The sequence below is a fragment of the Streptacidiphilus sp. MAP12-33 genome, from assembly GCF_041261265.1.
Lineage (GTDB): Bacteria > Actinomycetota > Actinomycetes > Streptomycetales > Streptomycetaceae > Streptacidiphilus.
Genome location: NZ_JBGCCA010000030.1, coordinates 1 through 19,554, shown reverse-complemented (window position 1 = coordinate 19,554; position 19,554 = coordinate 1). Strand labels below are relative to the sequence as shown.

The following is a 19,554-nucleotide window of genomic DNA, read 5'->3' as shown; positions in this document are numbered from 1 at the left end:
TGGGAGCAGCCGGCCCGGCCGTACAGTTGCGAGAAGCAGGACGACAGAGAGCGAGAGATCCAGTGGCCACGGACACGGGCGGCGCGGCGGGCGACCCGACCGGCGACGCCGCGGGAGGCGAACTGCGGTTCGTGCACCTGGGCGTCGGCGAGCGCACCGTTCCCTACCAGGAGGCCCTCGACGAGCAGCTGCGGCTGCACGCGCTGCGGGTGGCGGACGAGATCCCGGACACGGTGCTGCTGCTGGAGCACCCGCCCGTCTACACCGCCGGCCGGCGGACCCGCCCCGAGGACCGCCCGCTCGACGGAACCCCCGTCGTCGAGGTGACCCGCGGCGGCGAGATCACCTGGCACGGCCCCGGCCAGCTGATCGGCTATCCGATCATCAAACTGGCCGAGCCGATGGACGTGGTCGCCTACGTCCGCCGGCTGGAGGAGGCCCTGATCCAGGCCTGCGCCGAGTTCGGCGTGGAGGGCAACCGTGTCGAGGGGCGCAGCGGTGTGTGGAAGCTGGGTGAGGCGATACCCGGCGCACAGGTGGACGAGTCCCAGGTGGTCAACATCGGTGCGCTCACGCTGCGCATGGGCGCGAAGCTCGGCCTCGACCCCCGGATGGCAGGCCCGGAGTACGCCCCCTCCAACGCCGGCCAGCGAGGCGGGGACCGGAAGCTCGCCGCCATCGGCGTGCGCGTCGCCCGGGGGGTGACCATGCACGGCTTCGCACTCAACTGCAATCCGGAACTGACCTGGTTCGACCGGATCGTCCCGTGCGGGATCCGCGACGCCGGCGTCGCCTCGCTCAGCTCCGAGCTCGGTCGCGACGTCACGGTCAGCGAAGCGTTGCCCGTGGTGCAACGCCACTTCACGGAGCTCTTCGCGCGCACCAGCGCCACCTGAGCCCCCCGCACCATCGCAACCGACCGACTGTCGCAACCATCGACTGTCGCAACCATCGAGTCGTCTGACCCACCCGACCGCAGGCGTACCCTAGGGACGCACAGAATTTCGAAGATAGGGAGCCGCACGTGTCCGCTGTCGCACCCGACGGCAGGAAGCTGCTGCGTCTGGAGGTCCGCAACAGCGAGACCCCGATCGAGCGCAAGCCCGAGTGGATCAAGACCAGGGCGAAGATGGGCCCCGAGTACACGGCGCTGCAGTCGCTCGTGAAGAGCGAGGGCCTGCACACCGTCTGCCAGGAAGCCGGCTGCCCGAACATCTTCGAGTGCTGGGAGGACCGCGAGGCCACCTTCCTCATCGGCGGTGACCAGTGCACTCGTCGCTGCGACTTCTGCCAGATCGACACCGGCAAGCCCGCCGAGTTCGACCGGGACGAGCCGCGCCGCGTAGCCGAGTCCGTGGTCACCATGGACCTGAACTACGCCACCATCACCGGCGTCGCCCGCGACGACCTGGAGGACGGCGGAGCGTGGCTCTACGCGGAGACGGTCCGCCAGATCCACGCCATGACCGGCGACCGTGCCGCCGGCCGCACCGGCGTCGAGCTGCTGATCCCGGACTTCAACGCGGTCCCCGAGCAGCTCGCCGAGGTCTTCTCCGCGCGCCCCGAGGTGCTGGCGCACAACCTGGAGACGGTTCCGCGCATCTTCAAGCGCATCCGCCCCGCGTTCCGCTACGAGCGCTCGCTCAAGGTCATCACCGAGGCCCGCGCGGCCGGGCTGGTCACCAAGTCGAACCTGATCCTCGGCATGGGCGAGACCCGCGAGGAGGTCAGCGAGGCCCTGCGCGACCTGCACGAGGCCGGCTGCGAGCTGATCACCATCACCCAGTACCTGCGTCCCTCGCCGCGGCACCACCCCGTGGAGCGCTGGGTCAAGCCGCAGGAGTTCGTGGAGCTCCAGGCCGAGGCCGAGGAGATCGGCTACGCCGGCGTCATGTCCGGCCCGCTGGTCCGCTCCTCCTACCGGGCCGGCCGTCTGTACCGCCAGGCGCTGGAGCGCCGCGGCGTCGCCGCGATCTGACCCCGCCGTCGTACGGGGCGGGAGGGGAACCGCACGAGCCCTGTGAAAGGTGAGCCTGTGATGTCAGTCGCACACCTTTCACGGGGGTTTGACCGAGTAGTCACGAGGCGGTAACACCAAGTGGTGAAGATGGCGTGGTAGTCCGAGGGGAGAAGGTCACCATGCAGCTCGCACAGAACGTCGCCTCCGCCCTGCGCCTGGCCGAGTCCATGCTGTTCGGCGGCGGCCAGCAGACCGCACGGCGCAACGCCTGGGACGCGGTCTGCGAGAACCGCCGCTACGCGCGCGACCGCCAGGAGACCGAGCGGGCACTGCTGCGCGCCGTCCGCTGACGCGCCGCGCCGCCACCGTTCGTCACCGCCCAGCACGACCCGTCACCACCTGGCGCATCACGACTGGGACACAGGCGGACTTCCACACCGACCAGGCTTGGGCAACCGCTGGTCCGGCCCCGTACCATGAACCACATGGCGAGGCAGGAAACCACCAACAGCTCTGGACGGCTCGCGCAGATCCGTCAGGCGTACACCATTACCAAGCGGGTCGACCCGAAGATCGGTCTGATCGTCGCCGGCGTCGGGCTCGGCACCTTTGCGGTGCTTCTCGCCATCGGTTTCGCGATCGGGCACCCGATCTACCTGGGCATCCTGGGCTTCGTGCTCGGCCTGCTCGCGGCGGTCGTGATCTTCGGCCGGCGCGCCGAGAAGGCCGCCTTCGGCCAGCTCGAGGGCCAGCCCGGCGCCGCGGCCGCGGTGCTCAACAACATCAAGCGCGGCTGGAACATCCAGCTCGTCGTCGCGGCGAACCGCAACCAGGACGCCGTCCACCGTGCGGTGGGCCGCCCCGGTGTGGTGCTGATCGGCGAGGGCAACGTCAACCGCCTCCGCCCGATGATCGCGGCCGAGAAGCGCAGGATGAGCCGCATCGTCGGCGACGCGCCGGTCATCGACATCGTCGTCGGCAACGACGAGGGCCAGGTGCCGCTGAACAAGCTCCAGGTCCACATGATGAAGCTACCGAAGGTCATCCCCGGCGCCCAGGCCACCCAGATCGCCGACCGGCTGCGTGCCATGGGCGACCTCATGGCCAACGCGCCGATCCCGAAGGGTCCGCTCCCCAAGGGCTCCCGGATGCCGAAGGGCGCCGGCAAGGCCCGCTGACCCGCCGACCACCACGCGGCGCAACAACCGCACAGACACCCGAGGCCCTTGATGCCCGGCCCGTGAGGGCCGGCCACCAAGGGCCTCGTCATGTCCAACGCTGCGCGGACCACGCCGGCGCGAGCCTCGCCGAATCGGTCGGGCTTCCGGACGGAACCGGTCCTGAATCCGGCCGGCCCCGGAGATTCGGCCGGACGCGAGTCCCGCCGGACCCGAGTCCCGCTGGATCCGGCTTCCGTCAGACCCGGACCTCGACGGTGGCGACGGCCTTGTCGTGCATCCCACGGCCGTCGCGGTCCCAGATCAGCGCCGGAACCACCAGCACCAGCAGGAAGGACCGCAGCGCCACCTGCCCGAAGCCGGCCCGGCCGCCGTTGAGCGAGACCACGCGCAGGCCGAGCAGCTTCTTGCCCGGCGTCGCCCCGGCGGTGGCCAGGGTCAGCACGCTCACCAGGAAGAAGAGCACGCTGATCCAGATGTTCACCTGCTCCAGGTGCCGCCCGGCGATCAGCGCGTAGGCGATCAGGTAGCAGAGCATCCAGTCGATGGCCACGGCGGCCAGACGGCGCCCCGTGCCCGCGATCGAGCCGGGCCCCTCCTCGGGCAGCCCGAGGCGCTTGCCGCGGTAGCCGAAGTCCGCACCCATCTGCTCGGCGCCGGCCCGCGGGCCCTCTATCCAGCTTCCAATGGCCTTACGACTCTCATCCACGCCCACCACAGTAGCCGGGCCCCCGACCGCGACCGGAATCCACCCCTGCGTCGGGCTCGCACACCCGCTCCGAGCGCGCCAGACAGGTCTAAACCACTCACTCAAGGGTGAACACCGCTCACCGGCATGACAGGGCACGAACGCAGTAACGGGGCGGGTCGACCCGCCTGCGCCCGCCTCCGGTTAACATCGGCGAAACATATGGGTCACGGCCGAGAAACGGCCACTTCCTATCGTTTCGAGAACCGGTATCGCCGGACGGGACCGGCGGTCCGCACCCGCAATCCCGGCAGCCCGCCGGGGCCGAGGAGGATGGATGTTCAACAACGCCGACGAGGTGTCGCGCTACATCTCGGACAACGACGTCAAGTTCGTCGATGTCAGGTTCTGCGACCTGCCGGGCGTGATGCAGCACTTCACGGTGCCCGCCTCGGCATTCGACCCGGCCGAGATGCTGATGTTCGACGGCTCGTCGATCCGCGGCTTCCAGGCGATCCACGAGTCCGACATGGGTCTCATTCCGGACCTCAGCACCGCCCGTCTGGACCCGTTCCGCAAGGACGCCACCCTCAACGTCAACTTCTTCATCCACGACCCGATCACGGGCGAGCAGTACAGCCGCGACCCGCGCAACGTCGCCAAGAAGGCCGAGGCCTACCTCGCTTCCTCCGGCATCGCCGACACCGCCTACTTCGGCCCCGAGGCGGAGTTCTACGTCTTCGACGATGTCCGCTTCGAGACGAAGCAGAACAAGTCCTTCTACGAGATCGACTCCGAGGCGGGCGCCTGGAACACCGGTCGCGTCGAGGAGGGCGGCAACCGCGGCTACAAGGTCCGCTACAAGGGCGGCTACTTCCCGGCCCCGCCGGTCGACCACTTCGCTGACCTGCGCGCCGAGATGTCCCTGGAGCTGGCCGCGGCCGGCCTGCAGGTCGAGCGCCAGCACCACGAGGTCGGCACCGCCGGTCAGGCCGAGATCAACTACAAGTTCAACACGCTGCTGGCCGCCGCCGACGACCTGATGCTGTTCAAGTACATCATCAAGAACGTCGCCTGGCGGAACGGCAAGACTGCGACCTTCATGCCCAAGCCGATCTTCGGCGACAACGGCTCCGGTATGCACTGCCACCAGTCCCTGTGGACGGACGGCTCCCCGCTCTTCTACGACGAGCAGGGCTACGCGGGCCTGTCCGACACCGCCCGCTACTACATCGGCGGCCTGCTCAGGCACGCCCCGTCGCTGCTGGCCTTCACCAACCCGACGGTGAACTCCTACCACCGCCTGGTCCCCGGATTCGAGGCCCCGGTCAACCTGGTCTACTCGCAGCGCAACCGCTCCGCGGCGATCCGCATCCCGATCACGGGCGCCAACGCCAAGGCCAAGCGCATCGAGTTCCGCGCGCCGGACCCGTCCTCCAACCCGTACCTCGCCTTCTCGGCCATGCTGCTGGCCGGCCTGGACGGCATCAAGAACAAGATCGAGCCGCTCGAGCCGGTCGACAAGGACCTGTACGAGCTGGCCCCCGAGGAGCACGCCGCGGTCCCGCAGGTGCCCTCGACCCTTCCGGCCGTGCTCGACGCGCTCGAGTCCGACCACGAGTACCTGCTCGCGGGCGGCGTCTTCACCCAGGACCTGATCGAGACCTGGGTCGACTACAAGCGCACCAACGAGGTCGCCCCGATCGCCCTGCGGCCGCACCCGCACGAGTTCGAGCTCTACTTCGACCTGTAAGTCCTCTCGGCTCTCACTCCCGCTGGTGCAGGTCGGTCCACTCCGACCTGCACCAGCGCTGTTTTCGGACCGGGGCGGGCGGCAAGGCCCCGACGCACCGCGCCCCGCCATACCCTGCCGTGCCCTGCCCCGCCTCTGTAGCGGCGATCACCGGCTGCAGGCAGACTTGGGACATGCCCGAGCTGCCCGAGGTCGAGTCGCTCACCCAGTTCCTGGCCGAGCACCTGGTCGGCCGTACCGTCGACCGCGTCTTCCCGGTGTCGGTGGCCGCACTGAAGACCTACGACCCACCGCTCACGGAACTCGAAGGCCGTACCTTCGACGGAACGGCACGCCACGGCAAGTTCCTCGACCTGCGGTCCGGCGAACTGCATCTGGTGATCCACCTGGCCCGCGCCGGGTGGGTACGGTGGAGCGAATCCCTGTCCGCTGACCAGCCGCGCCCCGGCAAGGGGCCGCTGGCGCTCCGGGTCCGGCTCGCACCGGCAGCGGGCGTCGACTCCGGCACTCAGGGGTTCGATGTCACGGAGGCAGGGACGCAGAAGCACCTGGCGATCTACCTCGTCCGTGACCCTCAGGAGATCCCGGGTATCGCGCGGCTCGGCCCCGATCCATTGACGGGGGCTGTGACTCAGGAGTCCTTCGCCGCGCTGCTGGGGGGCGAACGCCGCCAGATCAAGGGCGTCCTGCGCGACCAGAGTGTGCTGGCGGGCATCGGCAACGCCTATTCCGACGAGATCCTGCACGCAGCGCGCCTCTCCCCGTTCAAGCTCGCCGCCAACCTGAGCGAGGAAGAGGTGGCGGGGCTCTATGCGGCCATGCACACCACCTTGGCCGAGGCGGTCGAGCGTGCGCGTGGGTTGCCGCTGCGGGAGCTGAAGGCGGAGAAGAAGAGCGGCCTGCGCGTCCACGGCCGAGCGGGGCAGCCGTGCCCGGTCTGCGGCGACACGATCCGGGAGGTCTCCTTCGCGGACTCCGCCCTGCAGTATTGCCCCACCTGCCAGACCGGCGGCAAGCCCCTGGCCGACCGCCGGCTGTCACGCCTGCTGAAGTAGCCCGAGGAGCGCGGCAAGGAGGCGCCCCGCCCCGGCGTCGGGTACTTCAGGAGGCGGCGTGGGCGCTGACGAACTCGTCGCCCAACACCTCGTGCGCGGCCTTGAGGTGGTCGATGTCGACCTCGCCGTGCTCGGCGGCGTGGCCGTCGAGGGCCTTCAGGATCCGGTCGACGGGCTCGTGGGTCCCGTCGAGCCGCTGCTCGGCGAAGACGGCGATGCCGAGCTTGAGGAACAGCCTGGCCGCGTGCCGGTGCGCGGCATGCTCACTGAGGAGCTCCTCCCCCGCGCCCACGCCGTGCTCGACGACCTCGACGGCCCGCTCGATGAAGCTCATCGCACTCCTTCGGTGACACCCGATTCCCTTACGTCACCGCGCCGGTGACGCTCCGCCGCGTACCCTATGGCAGCCGATGATCTTCGCGCAGCGGCTGGAAGGTCACGTTTTCGCAGCTCGGTGAGGTTGGCTCGAGCTCGCGACCGGTGGCCTACAGAGCACTCCATCGAGTGATGGTGGCACTACCCAACGTGACATAGAGTGTGCATGACCACACGGTGCGTGTACGTCCACGGAGCCTGCGGCCTGCTCGCCGGCTCGCGTGGTCGTGAGCCGATGGTCGATCGGGCGGGTCGGTCGCGAGAGGGGCACGTCGTCATGGGGGCAGGTACAGGCGGCTACCGCGTCGATGTGACAGCCCTGGAGTCCACGGTGCGGCAGCTGCGCGCAGTCGCCGACAGCCTGGACGCGCCGCGCGCCGCCGCGCGCTACGACACGGCCATCCCGGCCGGCAGCCTCGGCAGCGGCTTCGACGGCGCGTCGGCGCTGGCGGGCAAGCACGACGAGATGCGGGACTGGCTGGGGTCGATGATCGCCGAGCTACAGGGGTTCATCGAGCAGTACAGCGGGGAGGCGAAGTCGGCGGCGGAGGCGTACGCGGAGCAGGAACACCGCACCCGGCAGGACTTCTTCTCGGCGACGGCCGGGGCTTCGTGGGGCGGCGGCACGAGATGAGCGCCGGACACGGAGGCGCGTTCGACAGAGCCGGGCTCTCCGAACTGCGGGCGATGATCGCCGAGTCCGACCCAGGCACGCTCGACACCGTGGCGGCGCGTTGGGCCGCCGTCGACGTGGCCTTGCGCCAAGCCCAGGAGGACCTCCTCCACCACACCCGCGCAGCCACTGACCACTGGTCGGGCACGGCTGCGGACGCGTTCACCGCCCGGGCCCAACGCATCCACGCTTCGCTCGGCAACGGCGCGGATTTCGCCTCCCACGCCTCCTCCGGCGTCTCCTACGCCGCAGAAGCCCTGCGCGCCGCGCGCGAGACGATGCCGCCGGAGCCGGCATCCCTCGAGGGCGTCGTCTCTGTGGAACAGGCGGGAGCCGTCGGGACTACGGCGAGCGCGCTGCACGAGGAGCAACGGCAGCAGGCGGTCGCGGTGATGGAACTGCTGGAGGAGCGGTACGGGAAAGCGGCCCGGATGATCGGCACTCCTGGGATTGCGAGGGCTGATCTCGATTGCGGACAATTCTCCGAAACCACCATTCAAGCTTCGCGAGACCTGAGGCTTGCCTGTCGGCCCCCCGCGAACCCGACGGCCCAGTCCGTGCGATCTTCGACGGATCATGCGGGACGTGAAAATCGGGTCGGGCCGAAATCAAGTAGTGAGAGTCCCTCTTTGCCCAAGGCCGGCCAAATGCCATCTCCTCAGACTGGATTGGATTCCCTCGCCTGTCATCCAAGATCCACTTCGAGCGGCACGGTTCCAGAGAATGAGAATGAGCCGGTCACACAGAAACCACTCATCAGGTTCGCATCTAGAAGCGGGCTTCAGTCCGACCTCTCTGACGAGTTTTCAATTGGAAACCGGCGGGCCCGGCTGCTCCCAGGAGACACCGGCACTCTTCTCGGGATAGGGGAGACGAGACATCCGGCGTGGGGTCAAGCGCCCACAGCCGCCTCAGCTCAACGCCAATTGAGCGAAATGTCATCCTCTGACAGACGTAATTCCGTCGCGCAACCGTCCGATTTCAGACGATCTCGAAGAGATGGCCTTCAGCAGAGTGTCGAAAAGGTCGATCGCCACTCGCTCACGCCCGAATTTGGAGAGCGCCGAACCGAACGACCCGCCGCGACCGAGGCTCCAAATCCTTCGGGAGTAACAGACTCAGGCACACAAGGATGGATTCCTGGGCTCGCCACCGAAGGCGGGCGAATGCAGCGCATTCAACGAGGTCGCCATCGAACATCGTACCTGAAGGAGAACCCGGAAGACTGGCTCAGTGCCTGCGTGGCGAATCCACCAGTCGTCGACCGCTAGCCATGGGATCAAAATGCCCCCACCTTCTCTCAGGCTTCGCTATCTGTCCTTCCTCCTAACTGTCATCTTCCCCTGCGTCGCCACATTGTCTGCGCAAGCCGATCAGGCTCGAGACGCCGAATGGCCCTTGAAGGCCTTCCAAGCGGAGGGGCGGGTCTGGCGCCACTCAGACGGAATAAATGTCATCGTGGCAGTTATTGATAGTGGCGTCAGACGTACGCATGAGGACCTGGCCGGGCAAGTCCTCGACGGGGCAGACTTCACGCGTCGCCCCCTGTCCGCCGTAGCGGTTGATCACGATCACCATGGTCATGGCACAGGCATATCAAGCCTCATTGCGGGCCACGGGCATGGCCCCGATAGGTCAGAAGGGATCGAGGGCCTTGCGCCTAAGGCCGAGATCTTGCCGTTGGCCATCAGCACTACCTCCGACGCAATTAGCGAAGCCGCAGAGGCTATTGACTTCGCCATTAGTCGCCATGCCAGCGTCATTAACATGTCATTTGCATCATCAGCTGGAACGCCCGAATTGAAGACAGCCGTAGCCAACGCAATTTCCCATGACGTCGTAGTCGTCGCCAGCTCTGGAAACGATGGAGCGGCGGAGCTTGCATGGCCTGCGGCCTATCCCGGGGTGGTGTCTGTTGGGGCCGTGGATGCTGACGGGAAGGTCTGGGATCAGTCGAACTACGGGCCGGGGCTGACGCTGACGGCGCCCGGGGTGAACATTGTGGCGGCCGGCGCGAACAGTGACAGTGAGTATCGACTGTCCGACGGGACGAGTGACGCTGCTGCGTATGTGTCGGCCGAGGCCGCGCTCGTGCGAGCGGAGTATCCGAGGCTGACTGCTGGGCAGGTGGTGAATCGGATGATCAAGTCTGCCGTGAATCCCACCGGCAAAGTGCACGACGATCACTACGGGTACGGGATCATCCGCCCCGATGCCGCGCTCACGTTTGATATTCCGGCTGGGCCGCCCGGAGGGCCGTTGGGGCAGGTCGGGGCAGTCGGTGCTGGGTCGTCAGCGGTGGCAGCGGGTGGGGGTGGCCGGGTGGTGGCCAGTGGTGGGGTGAGGCGGGGCGATGAGGTTGGGGTGGCGGCGATGAGTGCCGCTGGCGGAGTGGCTGGGGTCGGGGTGGCCGGGTGGATGTGGTGGCGAAGGAGGAAGAAGGTGGGTTGAGCGCGGTTGCGGATCTTGCGGGGGTGGCGTGGCATGGAAACCTGGCGGTCGCGCCGGGCGGTGTGCGGGAGAGGAGCCGAGAGATGGGGGAGCGTGCTCCGTCCGGGCCCGTGAGGGTACGGGCCGGACGGCTGCTGATCCTGCTGCCCATCGGGCTCATCGTGCTCATCGCCGTGACGGACATCCTCGCGCCCGCCGACATCCACCTCGGGCCGCTCCTGGTCGTCGCCCCTGCCATCACCGCGTCCTTCGCCGGCCCGAGAACCACCGCGGCCATCGGCTGCCTGGCCGTCGCGACGCTCGTGAGCATAGGGATAGCCAGAGGCGTCATCACCACCGAGAACCTCGAGGTGCAGATCGCCTCTCTCATCGCCATCGGCGCGTTCATCGTCGTCTTCGTCCGACTGCAGGAACGGCGCAGCCTCGAACTCCAACGCGCCCGGACCGTCTCGGAGGCGACCCAGCGCGTGCTGTTGCGCCCGCTCCCGACCCGGGCGGGCCCGCTGCGGATCGCGTCGGAGTACCACGCCGCCACCGTCGGCGCACGAATCGGCGGGGACCTGTACGCTGCCGCCCGCACACAGCACGGGACCCGGCTGGTGATCGGTGACGTGCGCGGAAAGGGCCTGGAGACCCTCGGAGACGCCGCCCTGCTTCTGGGCGCGTTCCACGCCGCCGCGCACCGTCAGTCGCCGCTGCCGGAGCTGGCCGCGTCTCTGGAGGACAGCGTCAGTTGGGGCCTGGCCGAGGTAGCCGCGAGCGACGAGGCCGCCGGGGTGGACATCGGGGAGCGGTTCGTGACCGCAGCGATCGTGGACATCCTCGACGACGGTCCGCAGCTCCAGCTGATCAACTGCGGGCATCCGCCTCCCCTGTTGCTGCACGAAGGACGGGCGGTTCTGCTCGAGGGAGCGCAGCAGTGTCCGCCGCTGGGCCTGGGGCTCGGGCTCGACGTCACGGACTACGCCGTCGCCGACTTCCTGTTCGCACCCGGGGACCTCCTCCTGCTCTACACCGACGGACTGATCGAGGCCCGAGACGGGGACGGCCGGTTCTATCCCCTGCAGGAACGGGTCGAGGCCTTGGCCGGCGACCACGTGGCACCCGCCGAGCTGCTGCGCCGTCTCACGGACGATCTCCAACAGCATCTCGGGGGGCCCGTGCAGGACGACACCGCGATGATCGCGGTTACCCGGTGTGACTGAGCGCTTCAGTTAGCGAGACTGAGCGTGATGGTTGGCGGGGCGGTGCAGCTGGCCAAGGAGAACCGGTGAGCCATGGCCTCAGCGCTGCAGGCCCTTTAGCCGAATCGGTGGTAGACGACGTCAGCGAGATCCGCGCGGTCGAAGGCAGAGACGTTGGTGAGGTGGCTGTCGAACGGGCCCACCTTCGACACTGAGCGACCACGTCGGAAAACGATCTGAAGACCGTGCTCGGGCTCCCAAGCGCACTCGCACTCCACGGAGACGTACACCTGCCGGTCGCCGTGGGTGTCCTCGCGCTGGACCGTCACCTCGCTTCCGGGCCGGACATACGACCACACGTCGTCCGGGCCAGCGATGGACACGAGGTCCTCATCGCCGCCCACCTCTGCCTTCACATCCAGGTAGTACTGGAAGACCGGCACCGACGCAGACCTTAGAGCCGACTCGTCAAGCCCCAGAAACGCACTGATGGCCATCTCGAAGTCGACCTTCGCATCGTCATCGTCATAGCCGGCGACGACGAACCGGCAGAGGGCTTCTCCGAAGACGGGAACGGGAAGCGACAGACTCACGTAGTCGCCGAAGTCAGCATCGACGGTCACGGGGCCCAGGCCGGGGATCTCCATGCGCGCACTCTACGGCCTCCATCGAGAGCCCCAGACAGCACGGGCACGCCACGACCCCAAGGGGTCAATTCTGCGAGAGCGTCGACAGCATCATCGCCAAGTGAAGCACCGGCCCGACGACGTCGGCGGTGGGATTCGTCCGGCGTGTCCGAGGAGGCGGGGTGTGCGGTTTCGCGATCTTCACGTCACGGCGGCCGTGGGAGTCGGGCAGGATTCGCGCATGGATTTTCGGATCGAGTGGCCTGCGCCGATGGACGAGTACGACTGGGCGGTTCAGGAGGCCAAGGGCTGGCTGGACGTGACCGTCGAGTGGGACGGAGGCAGGCAAGTCGTCGAGGTCTACGACCCCGTTCGACTTGCCCAATCCGTGACCAGTGAATTGGCCCGGCTCGGGCGCTTCACGGCCAGGCGCCTGCTGGTGGTCCCGAGCGTTACGCGCGAGAACATCGAATCTGCCATTTCCGCGATCGTGGACGAGCACTTCTTCGATCACGGGTAGCACTGCACAGTGCTGCCCCGGGCCACTCGAAGGAATCAGGATAGTGCCGTTTCAGGGTGCTTTGATGGTGTTCGAGAGAAGCTGTCCTGGGGGCGCGCAGCTGGTGCTCTTCTGGCGTCATGGTTCCTGGCGCCGTCGATGCGGCCTCGGCTGGGCTGCCGGTGTGGTCACACTGCTGCGAGTTGGATGACTTGCTCCGGCCCTACTCCATCGCCCCGGGCGCCGCTGGCCTGCTGGAGCAGGGCACTGGCTGGTCCCGTCAGTGGACGGCCACGTGGAAAGCGGGGACGGCGGACGTCGTCTGTCCGGTGCGGGAGTTGGCCGGGTTCCCGTCGTTGGCGACTCGACCGGTTCGAGGATTCTCGTGGCGGACGGGTCAGCGGCACCGTCCGGGGTTGAAGTATCTGGTTTCGACCGGGCGGATGCACGGCTTCGAGAGCCTGGAGGAACGGCGTCTGCTGATGGTGCTGGACTTCGTCACCGGTGGCGTGACCGAGGTCCTGGCTCAGCCGTTCCGGTTGGACTTCACCTGGCGGGATGGGACAGGGCGGCACATCCCTGACTTCTTGGCTCTGGTCGCCGGAGGCGTTCTGCTGCTCGACGTGCGTCCCGCTCATCTGATCAAGGAAGACGACGCGGTGAAGTTCGCCGCCACGGCTCAGGCTGCCGCGGCCGTCGGCTGGCGTTACGTGGTGGTCAGCGGATGGCGGCGGCAGGTAGTCACGGTGATCGACGCGCTGTCGGCACGAAGGCGTCCTCTCTCGGACCCGCTGGCCTTGCAGGCGCTCATGTCCGACCTGGTGGCCGAGCGTCCGCGTCTCCTGGTGGAGCTGGTGGACGAGGCTCCGTTTCCGGCAGTCGCCCGCGTTCACCTGCTGCACCTGCTTTGGCACCGCCGGCTGGCGGTGGATCTGACGCAGCCGCTCGGGGACGGCTCGTGGATCTACCCGGTGGGGAGTGGGTGATGGCGGCCGGGCGGCAGCAGCCGCGGCTGGAGGACCTGGACGAGCACGATCTGGAGCGGGCACGGGTGCGGATGGCGCATCTGCTGGAGGCCGAGACCGGCTACCGCAGCGGCAGCCCCCACTGGGCCCGACCGGGAGAGCCGAAGCCTGAGTACGACCCGGCCCGCACCACGCTGACCAGCCGCCGGCAGGCGAAGGTGGCCGAGCTGCGGGCCCTGAACACGCAGGACGCGAAACTGCTCGGGCTGGAGCGAATCAGCGAGCGAACTCTGGAGCGCATGAGTGCCGAGTTCGAGGATCACGGCCTCACAGGGCTTGCGGACGGCCGGTGGGCACCGCCGCTGCGCGGACACCGCTCGATCACGGACGAGGTCGCGGAGGCGATCCGCGCGGTCCACGCCGAGTCACTGCACCGTTCGAGGCTGAGCATGAAGACCAAGGAGCGGATGATCCACCAGTACGTCGGCGAGAAGTGGGGACAGCCGGCCCGGGAAGCGATCCCGCACTACACCACCTTGGCGAAGGTCTGGAAGGAGTGGTTCGGCCCGGGCGGAGCCCGGCAGCGCTATGCGCGCTCGGCCGCCGCGGTGGAGACGGGGAGGTCGAAGGTGGTGCTCTCCCGACCGGGCCAGGTGGTGGCGGTGGACACGACCCCGCTGCCGGTCAAGGTCCTCGACGACGTCTTCGGCGTCCCGATCAGCGTCGATCTGACCTTGGCGTTGGACGCTTACACGCACTCCGTGGTCGCGTTCCGGCTCACCCCGGGGTCCGATTCCTCGGTGGAGGTGGCGATGCTGCTGCGTGACGTGCTCTTGCCGCTGCCGATGCGACCGGGCTGGGGGCCCGAGATGGAGTGGCCCTACCCAGGTGTCCCGGCTTCGCTGGTCGCCCAGTTCGCCGGGCACCCGGTGGCCGGCCGCCCGTTCTTCGCACCGGAGACAGTGACCAGCGACCACGGCAGCGTCTACAAGAACCACCACATGGTTCAGGTCGCGCGGTCGCTCGGCGTCGATCTGCTGCCCGCCCGCATGATGCGTCCGAGCGACAAGGCTGCCTGCGAGCGCGCGTTCGGCGGGATCAACTCGATGCTGCTGCAGATGCTGTTGGGCTATCAGGGTGTCGACGTCGCCGACCGCGGGATCGCCCCGGAGGATGACGCGGTCTGGACCCTGGAGCAGATGGAACACCTGCTCGCCACGTGGATCGTGAAGGTGTGGCAGAACCGCAGGTTGGACCAGTACGCGCCGGCCTGGGATCCGGGCGGCGGGCACAGCCCGAACACGCTGTTCGCCGCCGCGGCTGCCCGAGACGGGATCAGCACGGAGATTCCCCGGCCGAGCCTCTACTACGAGCTGCTGCCGCCGCACTTCGTGCAGATCCAGGGCAACCGCGGAGTCAAGGTCGGCGGATTTTGGTATGACGGGCCGGCACTGGCCCCCTACCGGGGACGTCCCTCAGCCAGGAGCGGGAGACACCGCGGCAAATGGGTCGTGGTCCGCGATCCCCGGGACTGCCGTCAGGTCTACTTCGAGGACCCCGCGGACGGAAGCTGGCATGCCCTGCTCTGGACAGGCATCCCAGGTGGCATCGACGTCCCGGCCTTCTCGGACGCACGGGTGCGCGAGGTGCTGCGCGAGGCCGCCCGAGCCGGGCTGAAACCCCTGGCCGACCGCGAACTGCTGCCCGCCCTGCTCGACCTGGTCGGCGCGCGCACGAAACCCTCCGACTGGCCCACCCAGATGACCCGCGCTCAGAAGATCGAGCGGGCACGCGAACTGGCCAGGGCCCGGTCCGCAGCCGTCGACCGCCCAGTGGGCCTCGCGGAACCACGAACGCTCCCTCCGGCCGCCGACGTCCGGGAACTGGCCCAGCGCCACCAAGAGGCCGTCGATGCCGAACGTCAGCAGCGACGCGAGCAGGCCGTCGCCAAGGCCCCCGCGGCCCCGCCCCTGCTCGGGGAGACCGCAAGAAGGAGGAGCCTGTTCCTCCTGCCCGGCGGCGACCTGGAGCAGGAGGCGACGCAGTGACGGCGGGGGAAGAGTTCCCGTTCCTACTGCCCAGCTCAGTGGCGGACCGGGAGACTGCGGACGGCTGGCGGCTCTGGCGCGAGACCCGGCAGTCCTTCGTCCCGGCGCCCAGGATAGACCTGGCCGCGTTCAGGAAGCTCAGCCCGCGGCAGAGGGACCGCTACGAGCACCACCGGGAGGTGACCCACTGCAACCTTCCATTGCTGGAGACGCCCATGAGTGAGGCGGTCGCGCGGGTGATGCGGTCCCGGCTGCGGCAGGGAGCGCTCAAGCACAAGCCCACGACCCGCCCCGGCCTGATGATCAACGGTGGTGGCTACCAGGGCAAGACCGAGACCGCCTGCGAGGTCGCCGCCGCGTTCGAGGACGCCTGGCTCAAGCTGCACCAGGCCAACCCGCAGGCCATGGACGGCACCCGGGACCTGCACGCCCCGGTCGTCTACGTCCAGACCCCGGTGACCGCGAAGCCGAAGAGCACCTGCAAGGCGGTGCTGGACTTCTTCGGCGCCGACCACAAATACCTCGACCTGCCCGGACTGGTCCGCACCCTCCGGGCCTCGCTGCACGCGCACGGCACGAAGGTGCTGCTTCTGGACGACATCACCCGGCTGAAGATGCACCGCGCGGACGACCAGGACGTGCTCGACCTCATCCGCGCGCTGATGAGCATGCAGGTCACCCTCGTGCTGATCGGAGTCGACATCCCCGCGTCAGGGCTGCTGGGTGAGGCGCGATCCGCGCACCGGCCAGATCCTGATGCAGCCACCAGGCGCCTCGACTCCCTGGGGCGGCGACGGCAACCGGGCTGCCACCCAGACCGCCCGCCGCTTCGACCTGGTCCACCTCGACCCGTTCCGCTACGACACGCCGGAACAGATCAACGCCTGGATCACGCACCTGACCGGCATCGAGAACTCGCTGCGGCTCTTCCACGCCAAGCCTGGGATGCTCACCGACGGGGCGATGCCCGAATACCTGTTCCGGCGAACGGAAGGCGTGGTCGGCCTCCTGGAGCGACTCATCGAGGACGGCTGCGAGCGGGCCATCGACACCGGCGCCGAGTGCCTGACCGACGGCCTGCTGGACGGCATCGACATCGACCTGGGCCAGGCCGCCGGCCGCGACCCGAATGCAGGCGAACTCCCGTCCGTCCCGCCGAAGCCGAAGGCCCGGCCGGCCCGGCGGCCACGCAACACCGTCTTCGACGACCACGGCCCCGCCGACGAGACCAAGGCCCACACGGCATGAGGCGGCAGGCCGCCCATGTCTTCCCTCGCGCTCTCCGGCCCTTGCCCGGCGAGACCCTGGCCGGACTCCTGCTGCGGATGTCCTACCGGCACGAGCAGCCGCCCCAGCACATCGCCCGACTCAGCGGGCTGCTCAACCCTGCCCAGGCGACTCCGACGCTGTCGGCCGCGCTCCTCCTCGGACTCGGACCGGACCGATGCACTGCCCTGGCTCGCAGTTGGCACCTGGAACCGCAGGAAGCGCAGGCGCTCACACTCCGCACGGTCTTCCCGAACTACGCGCCCTTGCACACGCCCTACCACGGCGCCGCGCGCAACATCACGGCGATCATCAACGACGGCTGGGTCCTGGCCCGGACCAGCCGCTACTGCCCCGCATGCCTCGCAGCAGACGGCAGCGCTGTTGAGAACGAGTACGGCGGAGCCTGGCAGAACCATTGGCGTCTGCCCATCGCCTTCGCCTGCCTCCGGCACGACCGCATGCTGGAAACCGTCTGCCCAGCCTGCGGCAACCTCGCCCACTCCCCGGGCCGGAACCCCGATCTGGGCCACTGGCTCCCCGGCCGGCTGGTCCCCAACCCCGGTGTCCATCTCCACCCAGCACAATGCCGGACACACACAGGCGCAATTGACCGTCGACCTCACCCCTGCGGAGCACGACTCGACATGCAAGGCACGACCGGGACGCGGCCGCCTGCAGACATCATCGCGCTCCAAGAGCGCCTACTGGCCCATGCGCGGGGCCACTCAGCCGACCAGCTGCGGTCCGTCGAGAGCCCCGCAACCATGGACGAATACCTCACTGACCTGCGCCTGTTGATGCTCCTGACCGCAGCAACCTGGCCCCGGGTCGCACCCCTGATCCCCGACTTCACGCATTTCGACGCCGTTACCGAGCACTTCGAGCAGCAACTCGCCATCCTGACCCTGCGGGACGATCCGGACAACGCACGCAAGTGGACGAGATTCGGCATCGGCCTGCCCACCGACGTCCCCGCTTGCGCCGCCCTGTTCGTGCTCGCGGACTCGATCACCACCGGCGGCTGGACCGGCACCATCGTCGAACAACTGCTGACCCGAACGCTTCCCCCGACGGCCAGACCCCGCCTTGCCGCGCTTGAACCGTTCTGCTCGCCCGGCATGCGCGACGTCCTCGCCCGACACCCCCAGCTCATCATGCACAGTCGCCCAGGATCGCGTTCCGCCTACCCCCAGAAGCTGACCCACGAGGGCCTCTACGAGCCGCGGCACATCCCGCAGAGGCTCCCTGAAGCCTGGACGGCCCATCTGACAGGCTTGGATCTCGACGGACTGTCCCCGCTCTTGATCCACCGCGACGCGGCCATCCGGCTGGTCCAGATGACCGACGACACCCCCTACACCCGGGCAGGCCGCTACCTCGGTCTGAGCTACCCCAGAGCAGCGAACACCCAAGGGAACATCACCCGCTGGCTCCGCCGCACAGGCCAGGAGGCCGCCTACATCCAGGCTCTTGCCCGGATCGCCAAGCAGGTCGCAGCGCAGAAGGTCGACTACGGCCTCCGGCGGGAGTTCCTCCAGGGCTGGACGATCCCTCCAGCCGAGTGGGACGCGATCGTTTCCAAGGTCCAGCAGCGACAGGCCGAGCCCCAACGGTGCAGCACCCAATGGGACGGCAGCAAGCAACTCGGCGCCTCGCTCTACGCCTGGGCCCGCCTCACGAGCAGCGAATGCCGCCTACATCCCGTCCTGCAGACCCCAGGCACTCCCACCTACAAGATCAGGCCTCTCCAGCACGCCTGGACGCTCTCTCACGCCCACCGCAACAGCCCCAGGGCACCCGCCCTCCTCTGGCGCGAGCTCAAGCGCGCAGTCGACGCCTACACGGACCGAGTCGCCAAACAGATCGACACTGAGCACGCCGCTCGCCAACTCAAGCGCTCACTCGCCAACTGAAGCGCTCAGTCACACCCGGGCCAGTGAGCCGAGAGAGTGAAGGAAAGTCGTGTTTCGCTCAGATGTTCGATTGACGCGGTAGGCTCGATCCATGGCCCTCTCCACTTCGCTCCAGGCCTCCCTCTTCGACGAGGTCGAGGAGACGCGCCTCAGGCCGCTGCACCAGCACGCACCGGAACGGATCAACCTCGGCGCCGGTGCGTGGATCGATCTGCTGCCCGGATGGCTCACCGGAGCCGACGCCCTGTTCGAACGCCTGGCAGCGCAGGTCCCCTGGCACGCCGAACGCCGCAAGATGTACGACCGAGTGGTCGACGTGCCCAGGCTCCTCGCCTTCTACGACGAGGAGGACCACCTGCCCGACCCCCTGCTCGCCGAAGCGAGAGAGACGCTGAGCGTCCACTACGCCGACGAGCTCGGTGAGCAATTCGCCACCCTCGGCCTCTGCTTCTACCGCGACGGCCGCGACAGCGTCGCCTGGCATGGGGACACCATCGGCCGGGGACTCAGCGAGGACACGATGGTCGCGATCCTCTCCGTCGGGGAGCCCCGTGCGCTGCTGCTGCGGCCGCGCCCGGAGGCCGGGATGTCCGGCACGACAGTGCGGCAGCAACTGGGCCACGGTGATCTGATCGTCATGGGCGGGTCGTGCCAGCGGACCTGGGAGCACGCGATCCCGAAGACCGCACGTCCGGTCGGGCCGCGGATCAGCATCCAGTTCCGGCCGCGGGGAGTGCGGTAGGCCTGCGGCAGGCCCGAGGTCGGGTCATGGGCGTGCCGGTGGGCCGCTCCGGGGGTGGGGCGGCTCAGGGTTGGTGGGGTTCAGGGTTGGTGGGGTTGGGTTCAGGGTTGGTGGGGATGGCGGGTGTTGGGTGGCAGGGGTGCGTCCGGTGGCGGGATCGCGTGCGGGCGTCCAT

The 19,554-nt window shown here is 68.5% G+C and carries 19 protein-coding genes and 1 pseudogene; 17 read left to right on the top strand and 3 right to left on the bottom strand.

What is annotated here, in order from left to right:
- The first annotated feature begins 62 nt into the window (after nucleotides 1–62).
- From lipB to ABH931_RS26765, 4 genes are all read left to right on the top strand, one after another.
- Complete coding sequence (lipB, locus tag ABH931_RS26780) at nucleotides 63–896, top strand: lipoyl(octanoyl) transferase LipB (protein WP_370118291.1); 834 nt, start codon at nucleotides 63–65, stop codon at nucleotides 894–896.
- 128 nt (nucleotides 897–1,024) lie between these two features.
- Nucleotides 1,025–1,978: a lipoyl synthase gene (gene lipA, locus ABH931_RS26775; protein WP_370118289.1), complete on the top strand. Its 954-nt coding sequence runs from the start codon at nucleotides 1,025–1,027 to the stop codon at nucleotides 1,976–1,978.
- Between the two features lie 161 nt (nucleotides 1,979–2,139).
- Nucleotides 2,140–2,310 carry a hypothetical protein gene (locus tag ABH931_RS26770; protein ID WP_370118286.1) on the top strand — a complete coding sequence of 57 codons (171 nt, stop codon included), beginning with the start codon at nucleotides 2,140–2,142 and terminating at the stop codon, nucleotides 2,308–2,310.
- A gap of 135 nt (nucleotides 2,311–2,445) precedes the next feature.
- The gene (locus ABH931_RS26765) at nucleotides 2,446–3,138 is read left to right on the top strand and encodes a DUF4191 domain-containing protein (protein ID WP_370118283.1); all 693 of its coding nucleotides are present in this window, start codon (nucleotides 2,446–2,448) and stop codon (nucleotides 3,136–3,138) included.
- A 238-nt stretch (nucleotides 3,139–3,376) separates the two neighbouring features.
- Here ABH931_RS26765 and ABH931_RS26760 read toward each other — a convergent pair whose 3' ends face one another.
- Nucleotides 3,377–3,784: an RDD family protein gene (locus ABH931_RS26760; protein ID WP_370118280.1), complete on the bottom strand. Its 408-nt coding sequence runs from the start codon at nucleotides 3,782–3,784 to the stop codon at nucleotides 3,377–3,379.
- A 379-nt stretch (nucleotides 3,785–4,163) separates the two neighbouring features.
- Here ABH931_RS26760 and glnA point away from each other — a divergent pair, with 379 nt between their 5' ends.
- Nucleotides 4,164–5,579: a type I glutamate--ammonia ligase gene (gene glnA / locus ABH931_RS26755; RefSeq protein WP_370118277.1), complete on the top strand. Its 1,416-nt coding sequence runs from the start codon at nucleotides 4,164–4,166 to the stop codon at nucleotides 5,577–5,579.
- 173 nt (nucleotides 5,580–5,752) lie between these two features.
- The gene (locus ABH931_RS26750) at nucleotides 5,753–6,634 is read left to right on the top strand and encodes an Fpg/Nei family DNA glycosylase (RefSeq protein WP_370118273.1); all 882 of its coding nucleotides are present in this window, start codon (nucleotides 5,753–5,755) and stop codon (nucleotides 6,632–6,634) included.
- 46 nt (nucleotides 6,635–6,680) lie between these two features.
- On the opposite strand, the gene ABH931_RS26745 is transcribed toward ABH931_RS26750, so the two are convergent.
- Nucleotides 6,681–6,968 carry a hypothetical protein gene (locus ABH931_RS26745; RefSeq protein ID WP_370118271.1) on the bottom strand — a complete coding sequence of 96 codons (288 nt, stop codon included), beginning with the start codon at nucleotides 6,966–6,968 and terminating at the stop codon, nucleotides 6,681–6,683.
- Nucleotides 6,969–7,286: 318 nt separating this feature from the next.
- Between ABH931_RS26745 and ABH931_RS26740 the strand changes: the two genes are divergently transcribed.
- From ABH931_RS26740 to ABH931_RS26725, 4 genes are all read left to right on the top strand, one after another.
- Nucleotides 7,287–7,643 (top strand): hypothetical protein, encoded by a 357-nt coding sequence (locus ABH931_RS26740; protein WP_370118268.1) that lies wholly within the window; start codon nucleotides 7,287–7,289, stop codon nucleotides 7,641–7,643.
- Between the two features lie 53 nt (nucleotides 7,644–7,696).
- Nucleotides 7,697–8,953 (top strand): WXG100 family type VII secretion target, encoded by a 1,257-nt coding sequence (locus tag ABH931_RS26735; protein ID WP_370118265.1) that lies wholly within the window; start codon nucleotides 7,697–7,699, stop codon nucleotides 8,951–8,953.
- A gap of 13 nt (nucleotides 8,954–8,966) precedes the next feature.
- Nucleotides 8,967–10,133 (top strand): S8 family serine peptidase, encoded by a 1,167-nt coding sequence (locus ABH931_RS26730; RefSeq protein WP_370118262.1) that lies wholly within the window; start codon nucleotides 8,967–8,969, stop codon nucleotides 10,131–10,133.
- A gap of 83 nt (nucleotides 10,134–10,216) precedes the next feature.
- Nucleotides 10,217–11,338, top strand: a complete 1,122-nt coding sequence (locus tag ABH931_RS26725; RefSeq protein ID WP_370118259.1) for a PP2C family protein-serine/threonine phosphatase — start codon at nucleotides 10,217–10,219, stop codon at nucleotides 11,336–11,338.
- A 95-nt stretch (nucleotides 11,339–11,433) separates the two neighbouring features.
- Here the strand turns inward: ABH931_RS26725 and ABH931_RS26720 are convergent, their stop codons facing one another.
- A complete protein-coding gene (locus ABH931_RS26720; protein WP_370118256.1) occupies nucleotides 11,434–11,964 on the bottom strand; it encodes a hypothetical protein in 531 nt (176 codons plus the stop codon).
- Nucleotides 11,965–12,127: 163 nt separating this feature from the next.
- Here ABH931_RS26720 and ABH931_RS26715 point away from each other — a divergent pair, with 163 nt between their 5' ends.
- The 7 genes and pseudogenes from ABH931_RS26715 to ABH931_RS26685 all read left to right on the top strand — a co-directional run bounded on the left by ABH931_RS26715 (nucleotide 12,128) and on the right by ABH931_RS26685 (nucleotide 19,379).
- Entirely contained in the window at nucleotides 12,128–12,463 is a 336-nt protein-coding gene (locus tag ABH931_RS26715) for a hypothetical protein (protein ID WP_370118254.1), read from the top strand.
- Between the two features lie 395 nt (nucleotides 12,464–12,858).
- Nucleotides 12,859–13,428, top strand: a complete 570-nt coding sequence (locus ABH931_RS26710; RefSeq protein ID WP_370118251.1) for a TnsA-like heteromeric transposase endonuclease subunit — start codon at nucleotides 12,859–12,861, stop codon at nucleotides 13,426–13,428.
- Entirely contained in the window at nucleotides 13,401–15,455 is a 2,055-nt protein-coding gene (locus ABH931_RS26705) for a transposase (RefSeq protein WP_370118248.1), read from the top strand. The genes ABH931_RS26710 and ABH931_RS26705 overlap by 28 nt, the downstream gene beginning before the upstream one ends.
- A 215-nt stretch (nucleotides 15,456–15,670) precedes the next feature.
- Nucleotides 15,671–16,096, top strand: a pseudogene (locus tag ABH931_RS26700) (TniB family NTP-binding protein); the annotation flags it as partial.
- A gap of 82 nt (nucleotides 16,097–16,178) precedes the next feature.
- Nucleotides 16,179–16,703, top strand: coding sequence for a hypothetical protein (locus tag ABH931_RS26695; protein WP_370118545.1), 525 nt, complete (start codon nucleotides 16,179–16,181; stop codon nucleotides 16,701–16,703).
- The gene (locus tag ABH931_RS26690; protein WP_370118525.1) at nucleotides 16,700–18,637 is read left to right on the top strand and encodes a TniQ family protein; all 1,938 of its coding nucleotides are present in this window, start codon (nucleotides 16,700–16,702) and stop codon (nucleotides 18,635–18,637) included. Before ABH931_RS26695 ends, ABH931_RS26690 begins: the two co-directional genes overlap by 4 nt.
- Nucleotides 18,638–18,728: 91 nt before the next feature.
- Nucleotides 18,729–19,379 (top strand): alpha-ketoglutarate-dependent dioxygenase AlkB, encoded by a 651-nt coding sequence (locus ABH931_RS26685; protein WP_370118245.1) that lies wholly within the window; start codon nucleotides 18,729–18,731, stop codon nucleotides 19,377–19,379.
- Nucleotides 19,380–19,554 lie beyond the last annotated feature (175 nt).